Here is an 18,877-nt window from a genome sequence, read left to right as displayed (position 1 = left end):
GGCGAGGTCGGTCACCTGCCCCAGAACGTCACCCTGGACACCGCCCTCCGCGTGGACGAGGCGCTGGGCATCGCCGCGCAGCGGGCCGCGCTGCATGCCATCGAGGCGGGCGACGCGGCCGAGGAGCACTTCGAGACCCTGGGTGACGACTGGGACGTCGAGGAACGCGCCCTGGCGACCCTCGGCGAGCTGGGCCTCGGTCATCTGGGCCTCGACCGCCGCGTCGGCGAGGTCTCGGGCGGCGAGTCGGTGCTGCTGCGGCTGGCCGCGCTGCTGCTGCTCCGCCCGGACGTGCTGCTGCTGGACGAGCCCACCAACAACCTCGACCTGTACGCGCGCAGGCGGCTGTACACGGCCGTCACCTCCTGGCCGGGCGTGCTGCTCGTGGTCAGCCACGACCGGGAACTCCTCGACCTGGTCGACCAGATCGCCGACCTGCGGGCCGGCGAGATCACCTGGTACGGCGGCAATTTCACGGCGTACGAGGAGGCCCTCGCCGCGGAGCAGGAGGCGGCCGAACGCATGGTGCGCGTCGCCGAGGCCGACTGGCGCAAACAGAAGCGGGAACTGGCCGACGCCCAGGTGAAGCTGGCCCGCCGCAAGCGGTACGGGCAGAAGATGTGGGACAGCAAACGCGAACCGAAGATCGTCATGGGGGCGCGCAAGCGCGCGGCCCAGGAGTCCGCGGGCAAGCACCGCATCATGCACGAGGAGAAACTCGCCGAGGCGCGGGAGCGGCTCGACGAGGCGGTGGAGGCCGTACGGGACGACGACGAGATCCGCGTCGACCTGCCGTACACGGCCGTGCCGCCCGGCCGCGACGTGCTCACCCTGCGGGACCTGGAACTGGCGTACGGGGCGCGGGCCGGGGGTGCCCTCGAACTGCGCGGCCCGGAGCGGGTGGCCCTCGTCGGGCGCAACGGCGCGGGCAAGACGACCCTGCTGCGCACGATCGCCGGGGAGCTGGCCCCGGTGGCGGGCGAGGCACGGGCGCACGTCCCCTTGCGGTTCCTGCCGCAGCGGCTGGACGTCCTGGACGACGAGCTGACCGTCGCGGAGAACGTGGCCCGGTTCGCGCCGGACGCCACGAACAACCGGGTCCGGGCCCGGCTGGCCCGCTTCCTCTTCCGGGGCGCCCGCGCCGACCAGAAGGCGGGCACGCTCTCCGGCGGGGAACGGTTCCGGGCGGCCCTGGCGGCGCTGATGCTCGCCGAGCCGGCACCGCAGCTGCTGCTGCTCGACGAGCCGACGAACAACCTGGACATGGCGAGCGTGCGCCAGTTGACGACCGCCCTGGAGTCGTACGAGGGCGCGCTGGTCGTGGCCAGTCACGACCTGCCGTTCCTTCAGTCGATCGGCATCACCCGCTGGTTGCTGGTGGAAGGCGGGGAACTGAGGGAGACCGGCCTGCAGGCCCTGGAGGATCCCGCGTAGCCCGCGTGGCGCGCCTCAGGAGGGGCACAGCACGACCACGATGGTTTTGTCCTCACCCAGCCGCCCTGCATGATGGCGGACCGGCGCCGCGGAGAACGGGCGCCGGACCGCCCCGCCGATACGGAGACCCCTCGTGCCCAGCAAGAAGGCCCTCGTCCGCCGCCCCAGCCCGCGCCTCGCCGAAGGCCTGGTGACGCACATCGAGCGGGAGAAGGTCGACGTGGGGCTGGCCGTCGAGCAGTGGGAGGCCTACGTCGACGCACTGCGCACGCACGGCTGGGAGACGCTCGAGGTGGATCCCGCCGACGACTGCCCGGACTCGGTGTTCGTCGAGGACACCGTGGTCATGTACAGGAACGTGGCGTTGATCACCCGGCCCGGCGCCGAGTCCCGGCGCGAGGAGACCGCGGGCGTGGAGGAGGCGGTGGCCCGGCTCGGCTGCTCGGTCAACTGGATATGGGAGCCGGGCACGCTGGACGGCGGCGACGTGCTGAAGGTCGGCGACACCGTCTACGTCGGCCGGGGCGGGCGCACCAACGCGGCCGGGGTCCAGCAGCTTCGGGCCGCCTTCGAGCCGCTGGGCGCGCGGGTGGTCCCCGTCCCGGTGAACAAGGTGCTGCATCTGAAGTCGGCGGTCACGGCGCTGCCCGACGGGACCGTGCTGGCACACATCCCCCACGTGGACCGCCCCTCGCTGTTCCCGGGCTTCCTGTCGGTGCCCGAGGAGACCGGCGCCCACGTGGTGCTGCTCGGCGGCCACAAACTGCTGATGGCGGCCAGCGCGCCCAAGACGGCCGAACTGCTCACCGACCTCGGCCACGACGTGGTCACCGTGGACATCGGCGAGTTCGAGAAGCTCGAGGGATGTGTGACATGCCTCTCGGTGCGCCTGCGGGAGCTGTACGCCTGAACGGGTGATCCATTCACTCCGTCGGCCCTGGGACCTGCGTGTCCCGGGGCTCTTCGCGACACCCCGGCCCGGCCGGGCAAGACCGCCTGATCAGCGATCTTTACAGCACACTTAACCTACGGGTTCGTAACCTACGGATTCGTAGCCTACGATCACGTAGGTTCCGGCACCGCTCGCCGGTCCAGCCCCGACCGAGTCGGTTCACTCCCCCTCCTGTCCGGCGTCCCCCTGGAGTTTCCATGACGATCACCTCCCCTCACCTCGGCAGCCCGTCCGTATGGACCGACGCGCGGCTGCTGTTCGCGCTGGAGGAAGTGGTCGAGAAGGAACTGGACCGGCATCTGAAGGTCGCCAAGGACTGGATGCCGCACGAGTACGTGCCCTGGAGCGACGGCCGCAACTTCCCCGGCCTCTTCGACGACGGCGAGGCCTGGGACAAGGAGCAGTCGAAGGTCACGGAGGTCGGCCGGATCGCCCTGGTGGTGAACCTGCTGACCGAGGACAACCTGCCCAGCTACCACCACGAGATCGCCTCGCTGTTCGGCCGGGACGGCGCCTGGGGCACCTGGGTGCACCGCTGGACCGCGGAGGAGGGCCGGCACGGCATCGTGATGCGTGACTACCTGCTCACCTCGCGCGCGGTCGACCCGGACAAGCTGGAGCAGTTCCGCATGTCGCACATGAGCGAGGGCTTCGAGTCCGACAACCGGCACTCGATGCTGCACTCGGTCGCCTACGTCGCCTTCCAGGAGCTCGCCACCCGCATCTCGCACCGCAACACCGGCCACCAGTCCGGCGACCCGGTCTGCGACCGCATGCTGGCGCGCATCGCGACCGACGAGAACCTCCACATGGTCTTCTACCGCAACCTGCTCAAGGCGGCCTTCGACCTGGCCCCCGACCTCACCATGCAGGCCGTGCGGGACGTGGTGGTGAACTTCCGCATGCCCGGTCACGGCATCCCCGGCTTCGAGCGGGCGGCGGCGCAGATGGCCATCGGCGAGGTCTACAACCTGCGCATCCACCACGACGACGTGCTCCAGCCGGTGCTGCGCTTCCTGAAGGTCATGGAGATCGACGGGCTCGGCCCCGAGGGCCGTCAGGCGCAGGAGGAACTCGGCCTGTTCATGGGCGGTCTGGACGCGGAGGCCCTGAAGTTCGACGAGAAGCTGGCCGCGCGCAAGGCACGGATGGCGGCGCGGGCCGGCGCCTGACACACGGCGCGAACCTGCGCACCCTCCCCGGAGAAGGCGGCGCGTCGGCCCTCGCGCCACGTCCGCGGCCACCGGCCGATGCCGCCGCGCGGCGCCACGCCGGCCGCGGCGGCACGTCCCGTCACGGTGCCGTGCGCCTGAGTGCCAGCCGCTCCTTCTCCGAAAGGCCGCCCCACACGCCGAAGCGCTCGTCGTTGCTGAGGGCGTACTCCAGGCACGCGGTGCGCATCTCGCACATGCCGCAGATGCGCTTCGCCTCGCGGACCGAGCTGCCCGGCTCCGGGAAGAAGAAGTCCGCCCCGGTCTGGGCGCACAGAGCCTGCGCCTGCCAGGCGGTCTCGGCCGGGGTGATGGTGTCGATGTGCATGCCCAGAAGCGTCCCGGACGGCGAAAAACGTTCGATCAACGCCGGGTCAACGAGGCGTTCAGGCCCTCCGGCCGCCCGACGATGATGCTCCCCGCCCGGGCACCGGCGCACGGCGGCGCGCCGAACCGGACGACGGCCGGGGAGCGCCCGGCGCGACCGAGACGGACAGCGACAGCGGGTCCGCGGGCGGCGCGTTCCGGCAGCGGTTGCCGGTGGGCGGTGCCAGACTCGGCAGTGCAGACAACGGGACCCTTCCTAGGAGGGCGACATGCTCACCACCCGTTTCGTCGACGGTGCCCCCAACTGGCTCGACGTCGGCACCCCCGACATCGACGGTGCCGTCTCCTTCTACGGCGGTCTCTTCGGCTGGCGGTTCCAGTCGGCGGGACCCGAGGCCGGCGGCTACGGCTTCTTCCAGCTGGACGGCCGGACCGTCGCCGGCGGTATGCAGACCACCCCCGAGCAGGGCCCGCCGTCCTGGACCGTGTACTTCCAGAGCCCGGACGCGACCGCCACCGCCAAGGCCGCCGAGCAGGCGCACGGCAACGTCCTTTTCCAGCCGGTCGACGTGATGGGACAGGGACACATGGCGGTCCTCGCCGACAAGGCGGGCGTGCCGTTCGGCGTCTGGCAGCCCGGGCAGACCAAGGGCGTGGACATGGCGGGCGAGCCCGGTTCGCTGTGCTGGGTCGAGTTGTACACGCCGGACGAGGCGGCCGCCGCCGCGTTCTACCACCAGGTGCTGGGCCTCGAGACATCGGCCGTGCCCTTCCCCGGCGGCAGCTACACCTGCGTCAATCCGGCCGGCGCCGGGGAGGACGCGATGTTCGGCGGCATCGTCCCGCTGGCCGGAGCCCCGGCGGAGGAAAGCGGCCCCCACTGGCTGCCGTACTTCGCCGTGGAGGACGCCGACGTGGTCGTCGCCAGGGCGCAGGAACTGGGCGGCACGGTCCGGATGCCCGCCACGGACCTGGAGGGCGTGGGCCGCATCGCCAGGCTCGCCGACCCGTACGGCGCCCGCTTCGCGGTGCTCAGGAGCGCGCCGCGGCAGGACTGAGCGGCCGGGCCGCGCGGTCACGCGGAGGCGCGCCGCACCAGTGTCGTCGGCAGGACCACGCCGGCCGGCGCGCCCGCCGCGGTGGCCTCGCCGTGGTGGCGGGGGTCCGGGCCGTCCAGCAGCAGGCGGGCCATCAAGCGGCCCATCTCCTCGATGTCCTGACGGATCGTCGTCAGCGGCGGCTCGGTGTGTTCGGCGACGGGCAGCATGTCGTCGAAACCGATCACCGCGACGTCCTCGGGCACCCGCCGCCCCCGCTCGCGCAGGACCCGCAGGGCACCGGAGGCGGTGAGGTCGTTGGCGGCGAAGACGGCGTCGAGGTCCGGGCACCGTGCGAGGAGTTCCCGCATCGCCCGCTCACCGCCGGCCGGGGTGAAGTCACCCTCCTCCACCAGTAGCGGGCCGGCGTCGCCCATGACGTCCCGGTACCCGTCGAGCCGGTCCACCGCGGACGTCTGGTCCAGGGCCCCGGTGATGTGGGCGATCCGCCTGCGCCCGAGTCCGGCCAGATGCCGCACGGCGCTGCGGGCCCCGCCCCGGTTGTCGCTGTCCACGTACACCGCGCCGCCGGTCTCGTCGTTCCACCCGGGCCGCCCGCCGAACACCGTGGGGACGCCGGCGTCCCGGATCAGCCCGGGCAGCGGATCGTCGAGGTGCAGGGAGAAGACGAGCGCGCCGTCGACATGGCCGCCGGCGAGGTAGCGGGCCACGCGCGCGTGGTCGTCCCGGCCCTCCGTGAGGAGCAGCACCAGTTGGTTGTCGTGCGCCGTCAGTTCCTTGCTGATCCCCCGCAGCTGCAGCCCGAAGAAGGGATCGGCGAAGACCCGGGTCTCCGGTTCGGCGATGACGACGGCGACGGCGTCGTGCCGCTTCGTCACCAGACTGCGTGCCGCCCGGTTGGGAACGTAGCCGAGTTCCTCGACGGCCCGCCGGACCCGCTCGACGAGGGGCTCCCGGACGCCGTCGCCGCCGTTGACGACGCGTGACACGGTGGCCCGTGACACCCCGGCCCGCGCGGCCACGGCCTCCAGCGTGGGACGTGGCGCCGTCTCGGCCAAATCGGGACTCCTCACCGGGTGTACCGATCAGGATAGCCCGGTCGCAGGCCCTGGTGAGAGCGCTCTCGTGAGCTCCGCCCCGGTCGGCCGTCGGGGTCGTTGTATGCGCTACGACCTCCGCACCGACGTGACCCTGCCGCTCGGCCACTGCCGCCGCATCCTCGGCACGTGCGACGGACGGCGACGCGGAGGACGGTCCGTCAGGGGGTGTCTCCGCGTCGCGCCCGGCTCGGCTGCACCCGCTTCGGCTCGCCGGGCATCTTCGGGTACTCGGGCGGATAGGGCAGGTCGCCCAGCCCGTGGTCGTGCTCGTCCCGGCGGGCGAGTTCGAGCAGGGCGTCCAGGGAGAAGGCGTGGTCGTCCATGTCCGCGTGCACGTCGCCGAGTTCGGCGAACCGGGCGGGCATGGTCACGAGGTCGAAGTCCCGGGGTTGCGCGACCCCCACCTCCTCCCAGCGCAGGGGCGCGGAGACCGGGGCGTGCGGACGGGGCCGTACGGAGTAGGCGGAGGCGATGGTGCGGTCCCGTGCCGTCTGGTTGTAGTCCAGGAAGATGCGGCGGCCGCGTTCCTCCTTCCACCACTTGATCGTGACGTGCTCCGGCATCCGCCGCTCCATCTCACGGCCGACGGCGATCGCCGCGCGCCGCACCTGCGTGAAGGTCCAGCGCGGTTCGATCGGCACGAACACGTGCAGGCCGCGCCCGCCGGAGGTCTTGGGCCAGCCGCGCAGACCGCCGTACTCGTCGAGGACGGCACGCAGCTCGTGGGCGGCTCGCACCGCGTCCCCGTAGTCGGTGCCGGGCTGCGGGTCGAGATCGATGCGGAGTTCGTCGGGGTGGTCGACGTCCGTGCGGCGCACCGGCCAGGGGTGGAAGGTGAGCGTGCCGTACTGGGCGGCCCACACCACGGCGGCCTCCTCCGTGGGGCACATCTCGTCGGCGCTGCGGCCGCTGGGAAAGGTGATGTGGGCGGTGGGGATCCAGTCGGGCATGCCCTTGGGCGCGCGCTTCTGGAAGAACCACTCGCCGCCCACGCCCTCCGGATAGCGCTCCAGGGTGGTGGGGCGGTCGCGCAGGGCGCGCAGGATGCCGGGGCCGACCGCCACGTAGTACCGGGCCAGGTCCAGCTTGGTGAAGCCGCGCTCCGGGAAGAAAAGCCTGTCCGGGCTGGACAGCCGCACGGTCCGGCCGCCCACCTCCAGCTCCACCGCATCACCCATGCCGCCACGGTAGGCGTACCGGACACACCTCGCACACCGGGCGGCATGCGGGATGTGCGAGCAGAATCGGAGCATGGATCTGCCGGTGATGCCGCCCGTGAAGCCGATGCTCGCCAAGTCGGTGGCGAGTATCCCACCGGACATGCAGTACGAGGCGAAGTGGGACGGGTTCCGGGCGATCGTGTTCCGCGACGGCGACGAGGTCGAGCTGGGCAGCCGTACGGGGAAGCCGCTGACCAGGTACTTCCCGGAGCTGGTGGCGGCGGTCAGGGAGCGGGTGCCGGGGCGCTGCGTGCTGGACGGTGAGATCGTCATCGCCCGTCAGGGGCGGCTCGACTTCGACGCCCTCACCGAGCGCATCCACCCGGCGGACTCCCGGGTGCGGATGCTCGCCGAGAAGACCCCGGCGTCCCTCGTGGCCTTCGATCTGCTGGCGCTGGAGAGCGAGTCGCTCATGGACGCGCCCCTGACCGACCGGCGGGCGCTGCTCGTACGGGCGCTGGCCGGGGTGACGGCGCCGGTGCACCTGGCACCGGCGACGACGGACATCGAGGTGGCGCGGCAGTGGTTCGAGCAGTTCGAGGGCGCCGGTCTCGACGGGGTGATCGCCAAGCCGCTCACCCTGCGCTACCGGCCGGACGAACGGGTGATGTTCAAGGTCAAGCACGAGCGCACCGCCGACGTCGTGGTCGCCGGCTACCGCCTGCACAAGAGCGGGCCCGTGGTCGGCTCGCTGCTTCTCGGGCTGTACGACGACCGGGGCCGGCTCCAGCACGTGGGCGTGTCCGCGGCCTTCCCGATGAAGAAGCGGGCGGAGCTGATCGAGGAGCTTCAACCGCTGCGCATGGACGACGTCGCCGGGCATCCGTGGGCGGCCTGGTCGGACGAGACGGCCCACGAGACGGCCCGGCTGCCCGGGGCGCCGAGCCGCTGGTCGGGCGGGAAGGACCTGTCCTGGGTGCCGCTGCGGCCGGAGCGGGTCGCCGAGGTGGCCTACGACCACATGGAGAACGGGGCCCGTTTCCGGCACACGGCCCGCTTCCGCCGCTGGCGCCCCGACCGGGCCCCGGAGAGCTGCACGTACGCCCAGTTGCAGGAGCCGGTGCGCTACGACCTCGGAGAGATCCTCGGGCCGTAGGACACCCGGCGTCCCGAAGGACAAGGACACCCCGCGTCCCGCGTCAGGGCTGGAACAGGATCTTGACCGCGCCGTTCTGCTTGCGCTGGAACATCTCGTAGGCGTGCGGCGCCTCGGAAAGCGGTATCCGGTGCGTGGCGAAGTCGTCGACGCCGAGCGGATCGTCGTCGGTGAGGTAGGGCACGATGTCGCTGCTCCAGCGGCGCACGTTGGCCTGCCCCATCCGCATCTGGATCTGCTTGTCGAAGAGGGTGAGCATCGGCATGGGGTCCGCCATACCGCCGTAGACGCCGGTGAGGGAGATGGTGCCGCCGCGGCGCACCAGGTCGATGGCGGTGTGGAGGGCGGCGAGCCGGTCCACGCTGAAGTGTTCCGCGAGGGGACCGCCGAGCTTGCGGGGCATCACCGCGGCGGCCTGCTGGACGAGGCGGGCGGCGGCGCTGCCGTGCGCCTCGGTGCCGACGGCGTCGATCACGGCGTCCGGCCCGCGTCCCCCGGTCTCGTCACGGATCGCGGCGACCAGTTCCTTCTCGTTGTCGAAGCCCGCGAGGTCGTACGTGTCCACGCCCCGCCGACGGGCCCGGGCCAGCCGCTCCGGGACCAGGTCCACGCCGAAGACCCGCGTGGCCCCGCGCGCCAGGGCGACCCGGCACGCCATGTCACCGATGGGTCCGAGGCCGAGCACGGCGACGCTGCCGCCGCGCGGTATGTCGGCGTAGGCGACCGCCTGCCAGGCGGTGGGCAGCACGTCGGAGAGGTAGACGAAACGGTCGTCGGGCGGCCCCGCGGGGACCTTGATCGGGCCGTAGTCGGCGTGCGGAACCCGCAGGTACTCGGCCTGCGCGCCGGGCACCGCGCCGTACAGCCTGGTGTAGCCGAACAGGGCGGCGCCCATGCCCTCGCTGGTGACCTGGGTGGTCTCGCACTGGGTCTGCAGTCCGGCCGAGCACATGAAGCAGTGCCCGCACGCGATCTGGAACGGCACCACCACGCGGTCACCCGGCTTCAGGCCGGACACCTCGGGGCCGACCTCCTCGACGATGCCCATCGGCTCGTGGCCGAGGATGTCGCCCGGGGTCATGAACGGGGTGAGCACCTCGTACAGATGGAGGTCCGAGCCGCACAGCCCGCTCGACGTCAGCCGGATGACGGCGTCGGTCGGCTCCTCGATCCGGGGGTCGGGCACGTCCTCCACCCGTACGTCCCGCTTGCCCTGCCAGGTCACTGCCTTCATCGCTTCGCGCTCCCTTCCGTCGCGTGTGCGCGCCGGTCGCCGTCACGCGTTCGGGTTCTGGGGTGGCGCCCGGGTACCCATGGGGGCGGGCGCGAACCGTGCGCGGGAGTGCCGGCCGGGGCAGGGTCCGGCAGCCCGGCTCAGGACTGCGCGGGGACGGGCTCCCCCGGGTTGCGCAGTCCCTCGGCCGCGTCCGAGACCCGGCGGATCAGGTCGAAGAACAGCCGCTGCTCCTCGGCGGAGAGCGGTGCGAGGAAGACCTGGTTCATCCGGGCGGTGCGCACGGCCAGCCTGCGGTGGGTGCGCAGGCCGTCGTCGGTGGGCCGCAGCAGGAAGCGGCGGCCGTCCTGCGGGTCGCGCATCTTGTCCAGCAGTCCCCTGCGCGAGAGCCGGCTGATGACCTCGGCGATCGTCGACCGGTCCAGGCCCACGCGTTCCCCGACGGTGCGCTGGTCCAGGCCCGGCTCGGCGACGAGCGTGTTCAGGACCGCGAACTGCGGTGAGGTGGTCTCCTCCGAGACCATCGTGTTCCACAGCAGGTAGTGCGCCTGCTGGAGCCGCCGGGCCAGGTGCCCGGGGTGGGTGGAGAGATCCACCGCGGCCATGTGCGCTCCCGTGGTTGTCTTCGTCGGTGCACTGAACGTCTTCGTCGGTGCACTGAACGATACTCGCGGCCTGCCGCGCCTGTCTGCCGACGCGCCTCTGCTGTCATTACGGCTCTTGACGCTGCGGCTCCGACGGTGGCAGCGTGTGTCGCATCTCGTCGGAATGCTCAGTGCGCTGATTAATTCACGGGGATGAGGCTTCACGGATGGACAAGGTGGTCGCCACGGTCCGGCAGACGGTGGCCGATGTGCCGGACGTCCGCCTCCGCGACCCACGAGGAGGGTCTGGAGGCCACCGGCCGCGAGCCCTTCGCGAGGGTCACCGCGACCGGCGTCCCGGCGACGGAACCGCACTGCTCCGGGCTCGCCCCGGTGGAGGCCGTGAACCGGACTCCCGCCACGGCGGACAACGAACCGCCCGGGTCCGGCCCGGCGGTCCTCGGCCCGCAGCGCGGCGCCGGCCCGCCCGGCGCGGCCCCGGCACAGGAGTCACCACCCTCCGCATCGGCGTGCGCCGGGGCGCCGTCCCCGCCCTCGAACGCTAGGACCACACCATGCCCCTCACCCAGCACGACATCGACCAGGAGATCGCGGCCGAACACGCCGCCTACGAGAAGCGTGTCGCCGACGGCGCGCCCGTCGAGCACCACCCGCGCCGCGACTACGCCCCGTACCGCTCCTCCGTCCTGCGCCACCCGACACAGCCGCCGGTCACCATCGACGTGACCAAGGACCCGGAGCTGGTCGAGCTGCACTCCCCCGCCTTCGGGGAACGCGACGTCACGGAGATCGACAACGACCTCACCCGGCAGCACAACGGCGAGCCGATCGGCGAGCGCATCACCGTCTCCGGCCGTCTCCTCGACCGTGACGGCCGCCCGGTGCGCGGCCAGCTGGTCGAGATCTGGCAGGCCAACTCGGCCGGCCGCTACGCCCACCAGCGGGAACAGCACGACGCCCCGCTGGATCCGAACTTCACCGGCGTCGGCCGCACGATCACCGACGCCGAGGGCCGCTACCACTTCACGACGATCCAGCCGGGCCCCTACCCCTGGCGCAACCACCTCAACGCCTGGCGACCGGCCCACATCCACTTCTCGATGTTCGGCACGGCGTTCACGCAGCGGCTGGTGACACAGATGTACTTTCCGAGCGACCCGCTGTTCCCGTACGACCCGATCATCCAGTCGGTGACGGACGACGCGGCACGGCAGCGGCTGGTCGCGACCTACGACCACAGCCTGTCCGTACCGGAGTTCTCGATGGGCTACCACTGGGACATCGTCCTGGACGGCCCGAACGCCACCTGGATCGAAGAAGGGCGCTGACCCGCCATGACGAAGATCGACACCAGCAGCCCGGAGAGCGTGCTGCCCACCCCCTCGCACACGGTGGGTCCCTTCTACGGGTACGCGCTGCCCTTCCGCGGCGGCGAGGAGATCGCGCCCCTCGGACACCCGGACACGATCACGGTGCACGGTTACATCCTCGACGGCGCCGGCGAGCCGCTGCCCGACGCGTTCGTGGAACTGTGGGGCGCGGACCCCGACGGCAATGTGCCGGCCACCGACGGCTCCATCCGGCGCGACCCGGCGACCGGCGGCTATCTGGGCCGCAACGGCGTGGAGTTCACCGGCTGGGGCCGCATCCAGACGGACGCCGACGGCCACTGGTACGCGCGTACGCTGCGGCCCGGCGCCCGGGGGCGGAGCGCGCCGTACATCAGCGTGTGCGTGTTCGCGCGCGGGCTGCTGGTGCACCTGTTCACACGTATCTACCTGCCGGACGACGAGGCGGCGCACGCCACCGACCCGCTGCTGTCCGGGCTGGCCGACGAGCGGCGCGCCACCCTGATCGCCGCCCGCGAGCAGGGCGGCACATACCGTTTCGACATCCGCCTCCAGGGCGAGGGCGAGACGGTCTTCCTGGAGTTCCGGTGACTTCCGCCGGCCCCGGCGACCCCGGCCTGCTCGCCCCCGGCTGGGCCGGCTCCCCCGCCGCCTCCGCGACCGGCGACACCGCCCAGCTGCGGGCCCTGCTCGACGCGGAGGCAGCCCTGACCCGCGCCCAGGCCGCACTGGGCCTCGCCCCTGCCGAGGCCGCCGCGGCGGTCACCGAGGCGGCGCGGACCGACCGCTTCGACGTACGGTCCCTCGCCGAGCGCGCCCGTGCCGGCGGCAACCCGGTCATCCCCCTGGTGGCCGACCTGACGAAGGCCGTCGGCGAGGAGTACGGCCCCTACGTGCACCGGGGCGCGACCAGCCAGGACATCATGGACACCGCGACGATGCTGGTCGCCTCGCGCACCCTGGACTTGATCCTCGCCGACCTGGCGCGCGCGGAGCGGGCGCTGGCCGCGTCGGCCGCGGAGCACCGCGGCACACCGATGCCCGGGCGGACGCTGACCCAGCACGCCGTGCCGACGACGTTCGGGCTGAAGGCGGCCGGGTGGCGGTCGCTCCTGCTGGACGCCCGGGACCGGGCGGCGGCGGTGCGGGACTCGCTGCCGGTCCAGCTCGGCGGCGCCGCGGGCACACTGGCGGCCTTCGCGGCGTACGGCGCCCGGGACCCCCTCGCCCTGCCCGCCGCCTACGCAAGGGAGACCGGTCTGCGCGAGCCCCTGCTGCCCTGGCACTCCCTGCGTACGCCGATCGCCGACCTCGCCGGATGCCTGGCCTTCACGGCCGGGGCGCTGGGCAAGATCGCCGCGGATGTGCTCACGCTGTCCCGCACCGAGATCGGCGAGGTCACCGAGGGGGCCGGCGGCGGTTCCTCGGCCATGCCCCACAAGGCGAACCCGGTACGGGCCACCCTTGTCGCGGCCGCGGCCCGGCGGGCACCACAGCTCGCGGCCACGCTGTACGGGGCGCTGGCCGCCGACGACGAGCGGCCGGCCGGGGCGTGGCACGCCGAATGGGAGCCGCTGCGGGACCTGCTGCGGGCGGTGGGCGGCGCCGCCCGGGACCTCGCCGAACTGGCCGGCGGACTGCGGGTCCACCCGGAGACCATGAGCGAACACCTCGGCCTCACCCACGGACTGATCGTCTCCGAGCGGCTGTCCGCCGAACTGGCCCCCCTCCTCGGCCGGGCCCGCGCGAAGGAACTGCTCACCGGACTCGCCCGCCGTGCGCACGCCGAGGACCGCGACCTCCGCCACCTTCTCTCCGAGCAGCCGGAACTGAAGCACGTCGACCTCGACGAGCTCACCGACCCCGCCCGCTACACCGGCTCCGCGCGAGCCCTCACCGACCGTGCCCTGGAGCGACGTTGACAAGTGCACTGCTCAGCTACCGTGCCGAGGGCCCCGTTTCCGCTGCCCCGCTGCTGCTCGGGCCCTCGCTCGGCACCTCCCACGCGCTGTGGGACGCCGTCGCCCCCGAACTGTCCGCCACCCACCGGGTGGTCCGCTGGGACCTGCCGGGGCACGGCGGCTCGCCGGCCGATCTGATCGGGCCGGGGGCGACCGTCGGCGACCTGGCCGGGCTGGTGCTCGCGCTCGCCGACTCCCTCGGTGTCGAGCGGTTCGCTTACGCGGGAGTGTCCCTCGGCGGCGCGGTGGGGCTGCACCTGGCCGTGCACCACCCCGAACGGCTCACGTCCCTCGCCGTCATCTGCTCCTCGGCCCACTTCGGCGGCGAACAGCCGTGGCGGGAGCGGGCCGAGCGGGTCCGCCGGGAAGGCCTGCGGTGGCTGGTCGAGAACGCCGACGCCCGCTGGTTCACCCCCGGTTTCACGGTGCCGCGCCTCGTGGCCGACCACCGCGACGCCGCCCCGGAGGCGTACGCGGCCTGCTGTGACGCGCTGGCCGCCTTCGACCTGCGGGACCGGCTCGCCGACATCGCCGTACCCACCCTGCTCGTCGCGGGCCGGCAGGACCCGGCGACCCCGCCCGCCCATCTGCGGGAGATCGCGGACGCGGTGCCCGGCGCCACGCTCGTCGAACTCCCCGGCGCCTCCCACCTGGCGCCCGCCCAGTGCCCGGATGCCGTACTGACCGCCTTGCGCGGCCACTTCGGCGAGGCCGCCGGGCGGGGGATGGCGGTGCGGCGGGAGGTGCTCGGCGACGCGCACGTGGACCGGGCGCAGGCCCTACAGTCCCCCTTCACCGCGCGGTTCCAGGACTTCATCTCGCGCTACGCGTGGGGCGAGATCTGGACCGACCCGACGCTCTCCCGCCGTGAACGCAGCATGGTCACGCTGACGGCACTGGTCGCGCACGGCCACTACGAGGAACTGGCGATGCATGTGCGGGCGGCGCGACGCAATGGGCTCACTCCCGAGGAGATCGGTGCGGTGCTGCTGCAGACGGCCGTGTACTGCGGGGTGCCGGCGGCCAACAAGGCGTTCGCCACGGCCCAGCGGGTGCTGGCGGAGGAGGACGGGGCCGCCGGGTGACGTCTGTATGCACAGACGTATGCGAACAGGACGTATGGCAAGACGTGTGCAAACAGGACGTATACGCAAGACGTATGCGGAACGGGATGTGTGCGGAAGACGGTATGCGAACCAGACGTATGCGAAGGCGCATGCAAAACCGCATGCAAAATGGTATGCGATCTACCGCAGTCCGCGTCCCGTCTCAAGTACCTCCCGGGCCCGCGCCACCAACCCGTCCGCCCCGCACGACCGTGCGAGCGCGATGCCCCGGTTGAGCTCCGCGACCGAGCGGGCGGCGATGCCGTACTCGACGCGGGCGGCCGCGTGTTCGTACTGGCAGGGTGAGGCCTCCAGATAGGCGACGGCCTGGGCGGCGAGGCGGACCGCGCGCTGGCCGGTCTCGAGCGCGGCGGCGCAGCGCAGGGCCTCGCCGATGGCGGTGTCCGTGCCGAACCGTTCGGCGTCCCGGCGGGCGTCGGTGACGAGCCGGGCGGCCCGTGCCGGGTCCTCGGTGGCGAGGGCCCGGGCGAGGTCGACGGCCCACGGGACCATCACGGGGTTGTGGTGACCGCGGGCGGCGGCCGCCTTCTCGGCGGCCTCCAGCTCGTTGACGCCTTCCTTGGTCCGGCCGACGGCGAGCAGCAGCCGGCCTCGTACGGAACGCGGATCGGGCAGCACGATGGTGGACGGGTACGGCGGCGCGAACCCGTACTGTTCGGCGACTTCCCAGGCCTCCCCGGCATGGCCGCGGGCGAGCAGCGTGTCGACCAGGTTGCAGGTGGCCGACCAGTACAGGGGCAGACCGCGTCCGACGCGTTCGGCGAGGCGCAGTGACTCCCGCAGGGACGCCTCCGCCTCCCTGAGCCGGCCCCGTCTGCGATGGCCGAGGCCGAGGTAGGCGTGGGCCAGGGCGAGGTGGCCACCGCTCCAGCCGGCGGTCTCGTAGGCGCGCAGGGCATCCGTGTAGAGGGCTTCGGCACGGTCGAGGCGGTCGGTGTAGACGTAGGCGTTGGCCAGCATCAGCAGTAGTTCGATGCCCCACTCGGTGTCGGTCCAGCCGAGGCCGGGGGCGAGGCGGCCGTTGACGAGGGCCCGGTCGCACACTTCGACGACCTCCTCGGCGTTCTCGCCACGGGTCATGGCGTCGAAGCCGCGCAGGATCAGCAGGGCACGCTCGGAGTTGTCCCGGCCGGTGCAGGTACGGGCCAGCGCGGCGAGGCTCTCGGAGCGTCCCGGGGTGGCCGCGTCCGATGCGTGGAGTCCCTCCCACATGTAGTGCACGGCCTGCAGCCTCAGTTTGGCGGGCCCCGGTTCCTGCCGGGCGGCCTCCGCCTCGACGGTGCGGACGGCCTCCTCCAGCTGGTCGTTGTGGAGCAGGGCCTGGGAGAGGCGGACGACGGCGTCGATGCGCTTGTCGCCGTCGAGGCCCGGCATGGCGAGGGCGGCCTGCAGGTGGTCGATGGTGGTCGCGGGTGCCGTCAGAAGGGTGGCGCAGCCCAGTTCGTACAGCACGTGCGCGTGGACGTCGGGCCGGGGCGGCTCCACCAGGGCGCGTTCCAGGCAGCGTCGGGCCGCGTCCGGCGCGCCGACGGCGAGGTGTTCCCGGGCGGCTTCGCGCAACTGCTCGACGAGCTCCTCGTCCTCGTCCGGGTGCACCTCCAGAAGGTGCCGGGAGGCCGCGGCGGCACCGCGGCCGGTCTCGCTGACGACCTGGGCGGCGATGCCGTGCATCGCGGTGCGCATCGCCGGCGGGATGGAGTTGTAGACGGCGGTGGCGATGAGCGGGTGGACGAACTCCAGCTCGCCGTCGTCGACGCGGGCGGCGGCAGGGTCGGGTTCGGTGAGGATGCGGGCCCCGACCAGCTGTTCGGCGCAGCGCCGTGCGTCGTCGTCGCGCAGGGTGGCGAGCTGGGCGACCAGGTCGACGGTGATGCCGGTGCCGAGGATGGCGGCCGCCCAGGCCACCTTGGTGGCGTCGATGCCGAGATCCTCGAGGCGGGCGACGATCCCGCCGCCGCGGGCGGAGCGGTTCAGGGCGCGCAGTTCACCGGCGTGGGTCTCGACCGGTTCGAACTCGCCGTCGCGCACCTTGGCGAGGAGTTCGACCGTCTCGTACGGGTTGCCGCCGGTGACGGCCCAGACCTCCCGGCAGAACGGGGCGTCGGCATGCCGTCCGAGGGTTGCGCGGGTGAGGCCGGCGGTGGCGTCGGGGGTGAGAGCGCTGAGGCTCGTGACGGGGGCGCCCGCGGCCACCGCGTCGAGGTGGCGGGCGCTGTCACCGCTGACCTCGCCGGGCCGGCGGGCCACGACGACCAGGACGGACAGGTCGTCGAGGCGTTCGGTGAAGGCGGCGAGCCAGCGCAGGGTCTCCTGGTCGGCCCAGTGCGCGTCGTCGATCAGCAGGACGAGCGGCCACCACCGTCCCGCCAGTCTGCGGACGGCGGCGACCAGTCCGTCGCACACGCCCTGCGGGTCGGCGTGGCCCTCGCCGGGTTCCGTTATGCCGAGGGCGGGGCCGGCGATGCCGTACCAGTCGCCGAGGTATTCGCGGGCCTCCTCCGGCAGCAGCGACACCAGCGCGGGCTGCAACAGCTGCCGTAACACGTTGAAGGGGACGGATCTCAGTGTCTCGCCGCCGCGGGTGGACCACACGGTGCAACCGCGGCGTTCGGCGATACGGCGGATCTCGGCCAATAGCGCCGTCTTGCCGAGTCCCGCCTCGCCGCGGAACACCAGCAGCTTCCCGGAGGACGAACGGTCCGCGCACAGGGCGTCGAGCGCCCGCGTGACGGTGCCGATCTCCGCGTCGCGCTCCCACAGGGGAGCCGAGGCGACCGCAGGGGGCCGCGCCTCCGTCATCCCGTTACCTCCCCAGTCGCCCGAACGAAGTACAGATCTCGAGCGTAGCCCTCCCGTCCGCCGGCCGGAGGCCGGTCGGGACACCTGTTGCCGTGACGAGTGAACGGCGGTGCGCACCGGCGACGCCCACCGGCCCCCACCAGCCACTGTAGGGTGACGAACCGTCAATGGGCGGTAAAGCGAGGCCGGTTGCGGAACGCGGCGAGCCGCCCGCCCTGGGACACGGCCGCGGGAAACGCACGCGGCGGCCGCCGTCCGCGCGGCGGGGAGCCGATCGGCCGGGCCGGAGCGACCGGAGGGACAGCCGCGGGGAAGGCCGTGGGGACGGCCGATTCCGGGGGCTCTCATCCCTCTTTCACCGAGGCCTCATACGGTGGGGTCATGACGCAGGTGACTCCTCCCGGGTGGTACCCCGACCCCGGGCAGACAAGTGACGGTCCCGCCACCGAACGCTGGTGGGACGGCAAGGCATGGACGGACCAGACCCGTCCCGCCGGGTCGGCCGCCGTATGGGGTCCCCCGACACAGGCACCGCCCGCCGGCGCGCACCCGGCATATCCGGCCTATCCCGCCCAGCCGCCGGCCTCTCCCCGGCGCGGACTCCGCACGGGCATAGCCGTCGCGGTGGCGGCCGCGGTACTCACCAGCATCGGGGTCGGCGTGTACGCGCTCTCCGGCGACGGCGGCAGCGGCGACCGGGCCGGCTCGCACCGGGGCCCCGGCGGCCAGGGCGGCTCCGAGGGCCAGGGCGGGCCGTTCGGCGGTCCGGGCGGCGGCTCCGGCAACGGCGGTGGCGGCGGTCCGGACGGCCGGTCGCCCGCGCCGGGCCAGTCCGAGGCGCCGAAGGTCAAGGGCGGCGGTACGGTCAGCGACCCGATCAACGGCATCAGCATGCCCGTACCGGACGGCTGGACCGGACAGGCGTTCGAGGCGGGCGTGCAGGTGACCTCGGACGACTCCTACAAATGCCCCGGGGACACCTCCAAGACCTGCACCACCGGTGGCGCCTCCTCGGCACCCGCGCTGCTCCTCGGCGACAAGGGCGAGACGGCCGAGGCGGTCGCCAAGGCGGACATCGCGGCCAACGTCAAGCAGTCCTACGGCGGCACCACCTACGGCAGCGTCACCTCCCACAAGGTGCTGGCGTCCCAGGCGGTCACGGTCGCCGGCCAGAAGGGTTACCTGGTGCGCTGGAGGGCGGTCACCAGCAAGGGGGCCGACGGGTACGTGGAGTCGCTCGCCTTCCCCTCGCCCACCGACCCGAAGCGGATCGTCGTGGTGCGCTTCGGCGTCGACTTCGGGCAGCGGACATCGGTCGTCGACGAGATCACCAGGGGCATCAAGGTGTCGACCGGCGGCGGCAACGGGCAGGACGTCTGAGCCGCCGGTCCCACCCGGCACATG

Annotated in this window: 16 protein-coding genes and 1 pseudogene; 11 read left to right on the top strand and 6 right to left on the bottom strand. The window is 72.8% G+C overall.

Annotated features, from left to right (window positions below):
- The 3 genes from ACWC21_RS27240 to ACWC21_RS27230 form a co-directional block, all read left to right on the top strand.
- A partial coding sequence (locus ACWC21_RS27240) for an ATP-binding cassette domain-containing protein (protein WP_450885467.1) occupies positions 1–1,434 on the top strand: 1,434 nt, incomplete at its 5' end.
- Between the two features lie 133 nt (positions 1,435–1,567).
- Complete coding sequence (gene ddaH / locus ACWC21_RS27235; RefSeq protein WP_450885466.1) at positions 1,568–2,344, top strand: dimethylargininase; 777 nt, start codon at positions 1,568–1,570, stop codon at positions 2,342–2,344.
- A gap of 239 nt (positions 2,345–2,583) precedes the next feature.
- On the top strand, positions 2,584–3,558 hold the full coding sequence (locus tag ACWC21_RS27230) for an acyl-ACP desaturase (protein ID WP_450885465.1): 975 nt from the start codon (positions 2,584–2,586) through the stop codon (positions 3,556–3,558).
- Positions 3,559–3,679: 121 nt separating this feature from the next.
- Here ACWC21_RS27230 and ACWC21_RS27225 read toward each other — a convergent pair whose 3' ends face one another.
- Positions 3,680–3,925, bottom strand: a complete 246-nt coding sequence (locus ACWC21_RS27225; protein WP_450885464.1) for a WhiB family transcriptional regulator — start codon at positions 3,923–3,925, stop codon at positions 3,680–3,682.
- A gap of 268 nt (positions 3,926–4,193) precedes the next feature.
- Between ACWC21_RS27225 and ACWC21_RS27220 the strand changes: the two genes are divergently transcribed.
- Positions 4,194–4,982: a VOC family protein gene (locus tag ACWC21_RS27220; RefSeq protein ID WP_450885463.1), complete on the top strand. Its 789-nt coding sequence runs from the start codon at positions 4,194–4,196 to the stop codon at positions 4,980–4,982.
- Between the two features lie 17 nt (positions 4,983–4,999).
- On the opposite strand, the gene ACWC21_RS27215 is transcribed toward ACWC21_RS27220, so the two are convergent.
- Entirely contained in the window at positions 5,000–6,040 is a 1,041-nt protein-coding gene (locus ACWC21_RS27215) for a LacI family DNA-binding transcriptional regulator (protein ID WP_450885462.1), read from the bottom strand.
- A gap of 200 nt (positions 6,041–6,240) precedes the next feature.
- A complete protein-coding gene (gene ligD, locus ACWC21_RS27210) occupies positions 6,241–7,260 on the bottom strand; it encodes a non-homologous end-joining DNA ligase (protein ID WP_450885461.1) in 1,020 nt (339 codons plus the stop codon).
- A 73-nt stretch (positions 7,261–7,333) separates the two neighbouring features.
- Here ligD and ACWC21_RS27205 point away from each other — a divergent pair, with 73 nt between their 5' ends.
- On the top strand, positions 7,334–8,398 hold the full coding sequence (locus ACWC21_RS27205; RefSeq protein WP_450885460.1) for an ATP-dependent DNA ligase: 1,065 nt from the start codon (positions 7,334–7,336) through the stop codon (positions 8,396–8,398).
- Between the two features lie 43 nt (positions 8,399–8,441).
- Here the strand turns inward: ACWC21_RS27205 and ACWC21_RS27200 are convergent, their stop codons facing one another.
- Together ACWC21_RS27200 and ACWC21_RS27195 are read right to left on the bottom strand one after the other, a co-directional pair.
- Positions 8,442–9,632, bottom strand: a complete 1,191-nt coding sequence (locus tag ACWC21_RS27200) for a zinc-dependent alcohol dehydrogenase (protein WP_450885459.1) — start codon at positions 9,630–9,632, stop codon at positions 8,442–8,444.
- A gap of 140 nt (positions 9,633–9,772) precedes the next feature.
- Positions 9,773–10,237, bottom strand: coding sequence for a MarR family winged helix-turn-helix transcriptional regulator (locus ACWC21_RS27195; RefSeq protein ID WP_450885458.1), 465 nt, complete (start codon positions 10,235–10,237; stop codon positions 9,773–9,775).
- A gap of 276 nt (positions 10,238–10,513) precedes the next feature.
- Here ACWC21_RS27195 and ACWC21_RS27190 point away from each other — a divergent pair.
- The 5 genes and pseudogenes from ACWC21_RS27190 to pcaDC all read left to right on the top strand — a co-directional run.
- A pseudogene (locus ACWC21_RS27190) lies at positions 10,514–10,782 on the top strand (3-oxoadipyl-CoA thiolase); the annotation flags it as partial.
- 9 nt (positions 10,783–10,791) lie between these two features.
- A complete protein-coding gene (gene pcaH / locus ACWC21_RS27185; RefSeq protein WP_450885457.1) occupies positions 10,792–11,565 on the top strand; it encodes a protocatechuate 3,4-dioxygenase subunit beta in 774 nt (257 codons plus the stop codon).
- Positions 11,566–11,571: 6 nt separating this feature from the next.
- Positions 11,572–12,177, top strand: a complete 606-nt coding sequence (gene pcaG / locus ACWC21_RS27180) for a protocatechuate 3,4-dioxygenase subunit alpha (protein ID WP_450885456.1) — start codon at positions 11,572–11,574, stop codon at positions 12,175–12,177.
- Positions 12,174–13,508: a 3-carboxy-cis,cis-muconate cycloisomerase gene (pcaB, locus tag ACWC21_RS27175; RefSeq protein ID WP_450885455.1), complete on the top strand. Its 1,335-nt coding sequence runs from the start codon at positions 12,174–12,176 to the stop codon at positions 13,506–13,508. The genes pcaG and pcaB overlap by 4 nt, the downstream gene beginning before the upstream one ends.
- A complete protein-coding gene (pcaDC, locus tag ACWC21_RS27170; RefSeq protein ID WP_450885454.1) occupies positions 13,505–14,632 on the top strand; it encodes a bifunctional 3-oxoadipate enol-lactonase/4-carboxymuconolactone decarboxylase PcaDC in 1,128 nt (375 codons plus the stop codon). The genes pcaB and pcaDC overlap by 4 nt, the downstream gene beginning before the upstream one ends.
- 162 nt (positions 14,633–14,794) lie before the next feature.
- On the opposite strand, the gene ACWC21_RS27165 is transcribed toward pcaDC, so the two are convergent.
- The gene (locus ACWC21_RS27165) at positions 14,795–17,473 is read right to left on the bottom strand and encodes an ATP-binding protein (protein WP_450885453.1); all 2,679 of its coding nucleotides are present in this window, start codon (positions 17,471–17,473) and stop codon (positions 14,795–14,797) included.
- A gap of 381 nt (positions 17,474–17,854) precedes the next feature.
- On the opposite strand from ACWC21_RS27165, the gene ACWC21_RS27160 reads away from it, so the two are divergent.
- Positions 17,855–18,853 (top strand): DUF2510 domain-containing protein, encoded by a 999-nt coding sequence (locus ACWC21_RS27160; RefSeq protein WP_450885452.1) that lies wholly within the window; start codon positions 17,855–17,857, stop codon positions 18,851–18,853.
- Positions 18,854–18,877 lie beyond the last annotated feature (24 nt).

The organism is Streptomyces sp. NPDC001348, assembly GCF_053597535.1.
This window is presented reverse-complemented; position numbering and strand designations above follow the sequence as displayed.

Bases quoted from the DNA above. Each gene is read 5' to 3' on its own strand.
- ACWC21_RS27200 (WP_450885459.1), bottom strand. From the start codon at position 9,632: ATGAAGGCAGTGACCTGGCAGGGCAAGCGGGACGTACGGGTGGAGGAC.
- pcaG (WP_450885456.1), top strand. From the start codon at position 11,572: ATGACGAAGATCGACACCAGCAGCCCGGAGAGCGTGCTGCCCACCCCC.
- ACWC21_RS27165 (WP_450885453.1), bottom strand. From the start codon at position 17,473: ATGACGGAGGCGCGGCCCCCTGCGGTCGCCTCGGCTCCCCTGTGGGAG.
- ligD (WP_450885461.1), bottom strand. From the start codon at position 7,260: ATGGGTGATGCGGTGGAGCTGGAGGTGGGCGGCCGGACCGTGCGGCTG.
- ACWC21_RS27160 (WP_450885452.1), top strand. From the start codon at position 17,855: ATGACGCAGGTGACTCCTCCCGGGTGGTACCCCGACCCCGGGCAGACA.
- pcaH (WP_450885457.1), top strand. From the start codon at position 10,792: ATGCCCCTCACCCAGCACGACATCGACCAGGAGATCGCGGCCGAACAC.
- ACWC21_RS27225 (WP_450885464.1), bottom strand. From the start codon at position 3,925: ATGCACATCGACACCATCACCCCGGCCGAGACCGCCTGGCAGGCGCAG.
- ACWC21_RS27195 (WP_450885458.1), bottom strand. From the start codon at position 10,237: ATGGCCGCGGTGGATCTCTCCACCCACCCCGGGCACCTGGCCCGGCGG.
- ACWC21_RS27230 (WP_450885465.1), top strand. From the start codon at position 2,584: ATGACGATCACCTCCCCTCACCTCGGCAGCCCGTCCGTATGGACCGAC.
- ACWC21_RS27205 (WP_450885460.1), top strand. From the start codon at position 7,334: ATGGATCTGCCGGTGATGCCGCCCGTGAAGCCGATGCTCGCCAAGTCG.
- ACWC21_RS27220 (WP_450885463.1), top strand. From the start codon at position 4,194: ATGCTCACCACCCGTTTCGTCGACGGTGCCCCCAACTGGCTCGACGTC.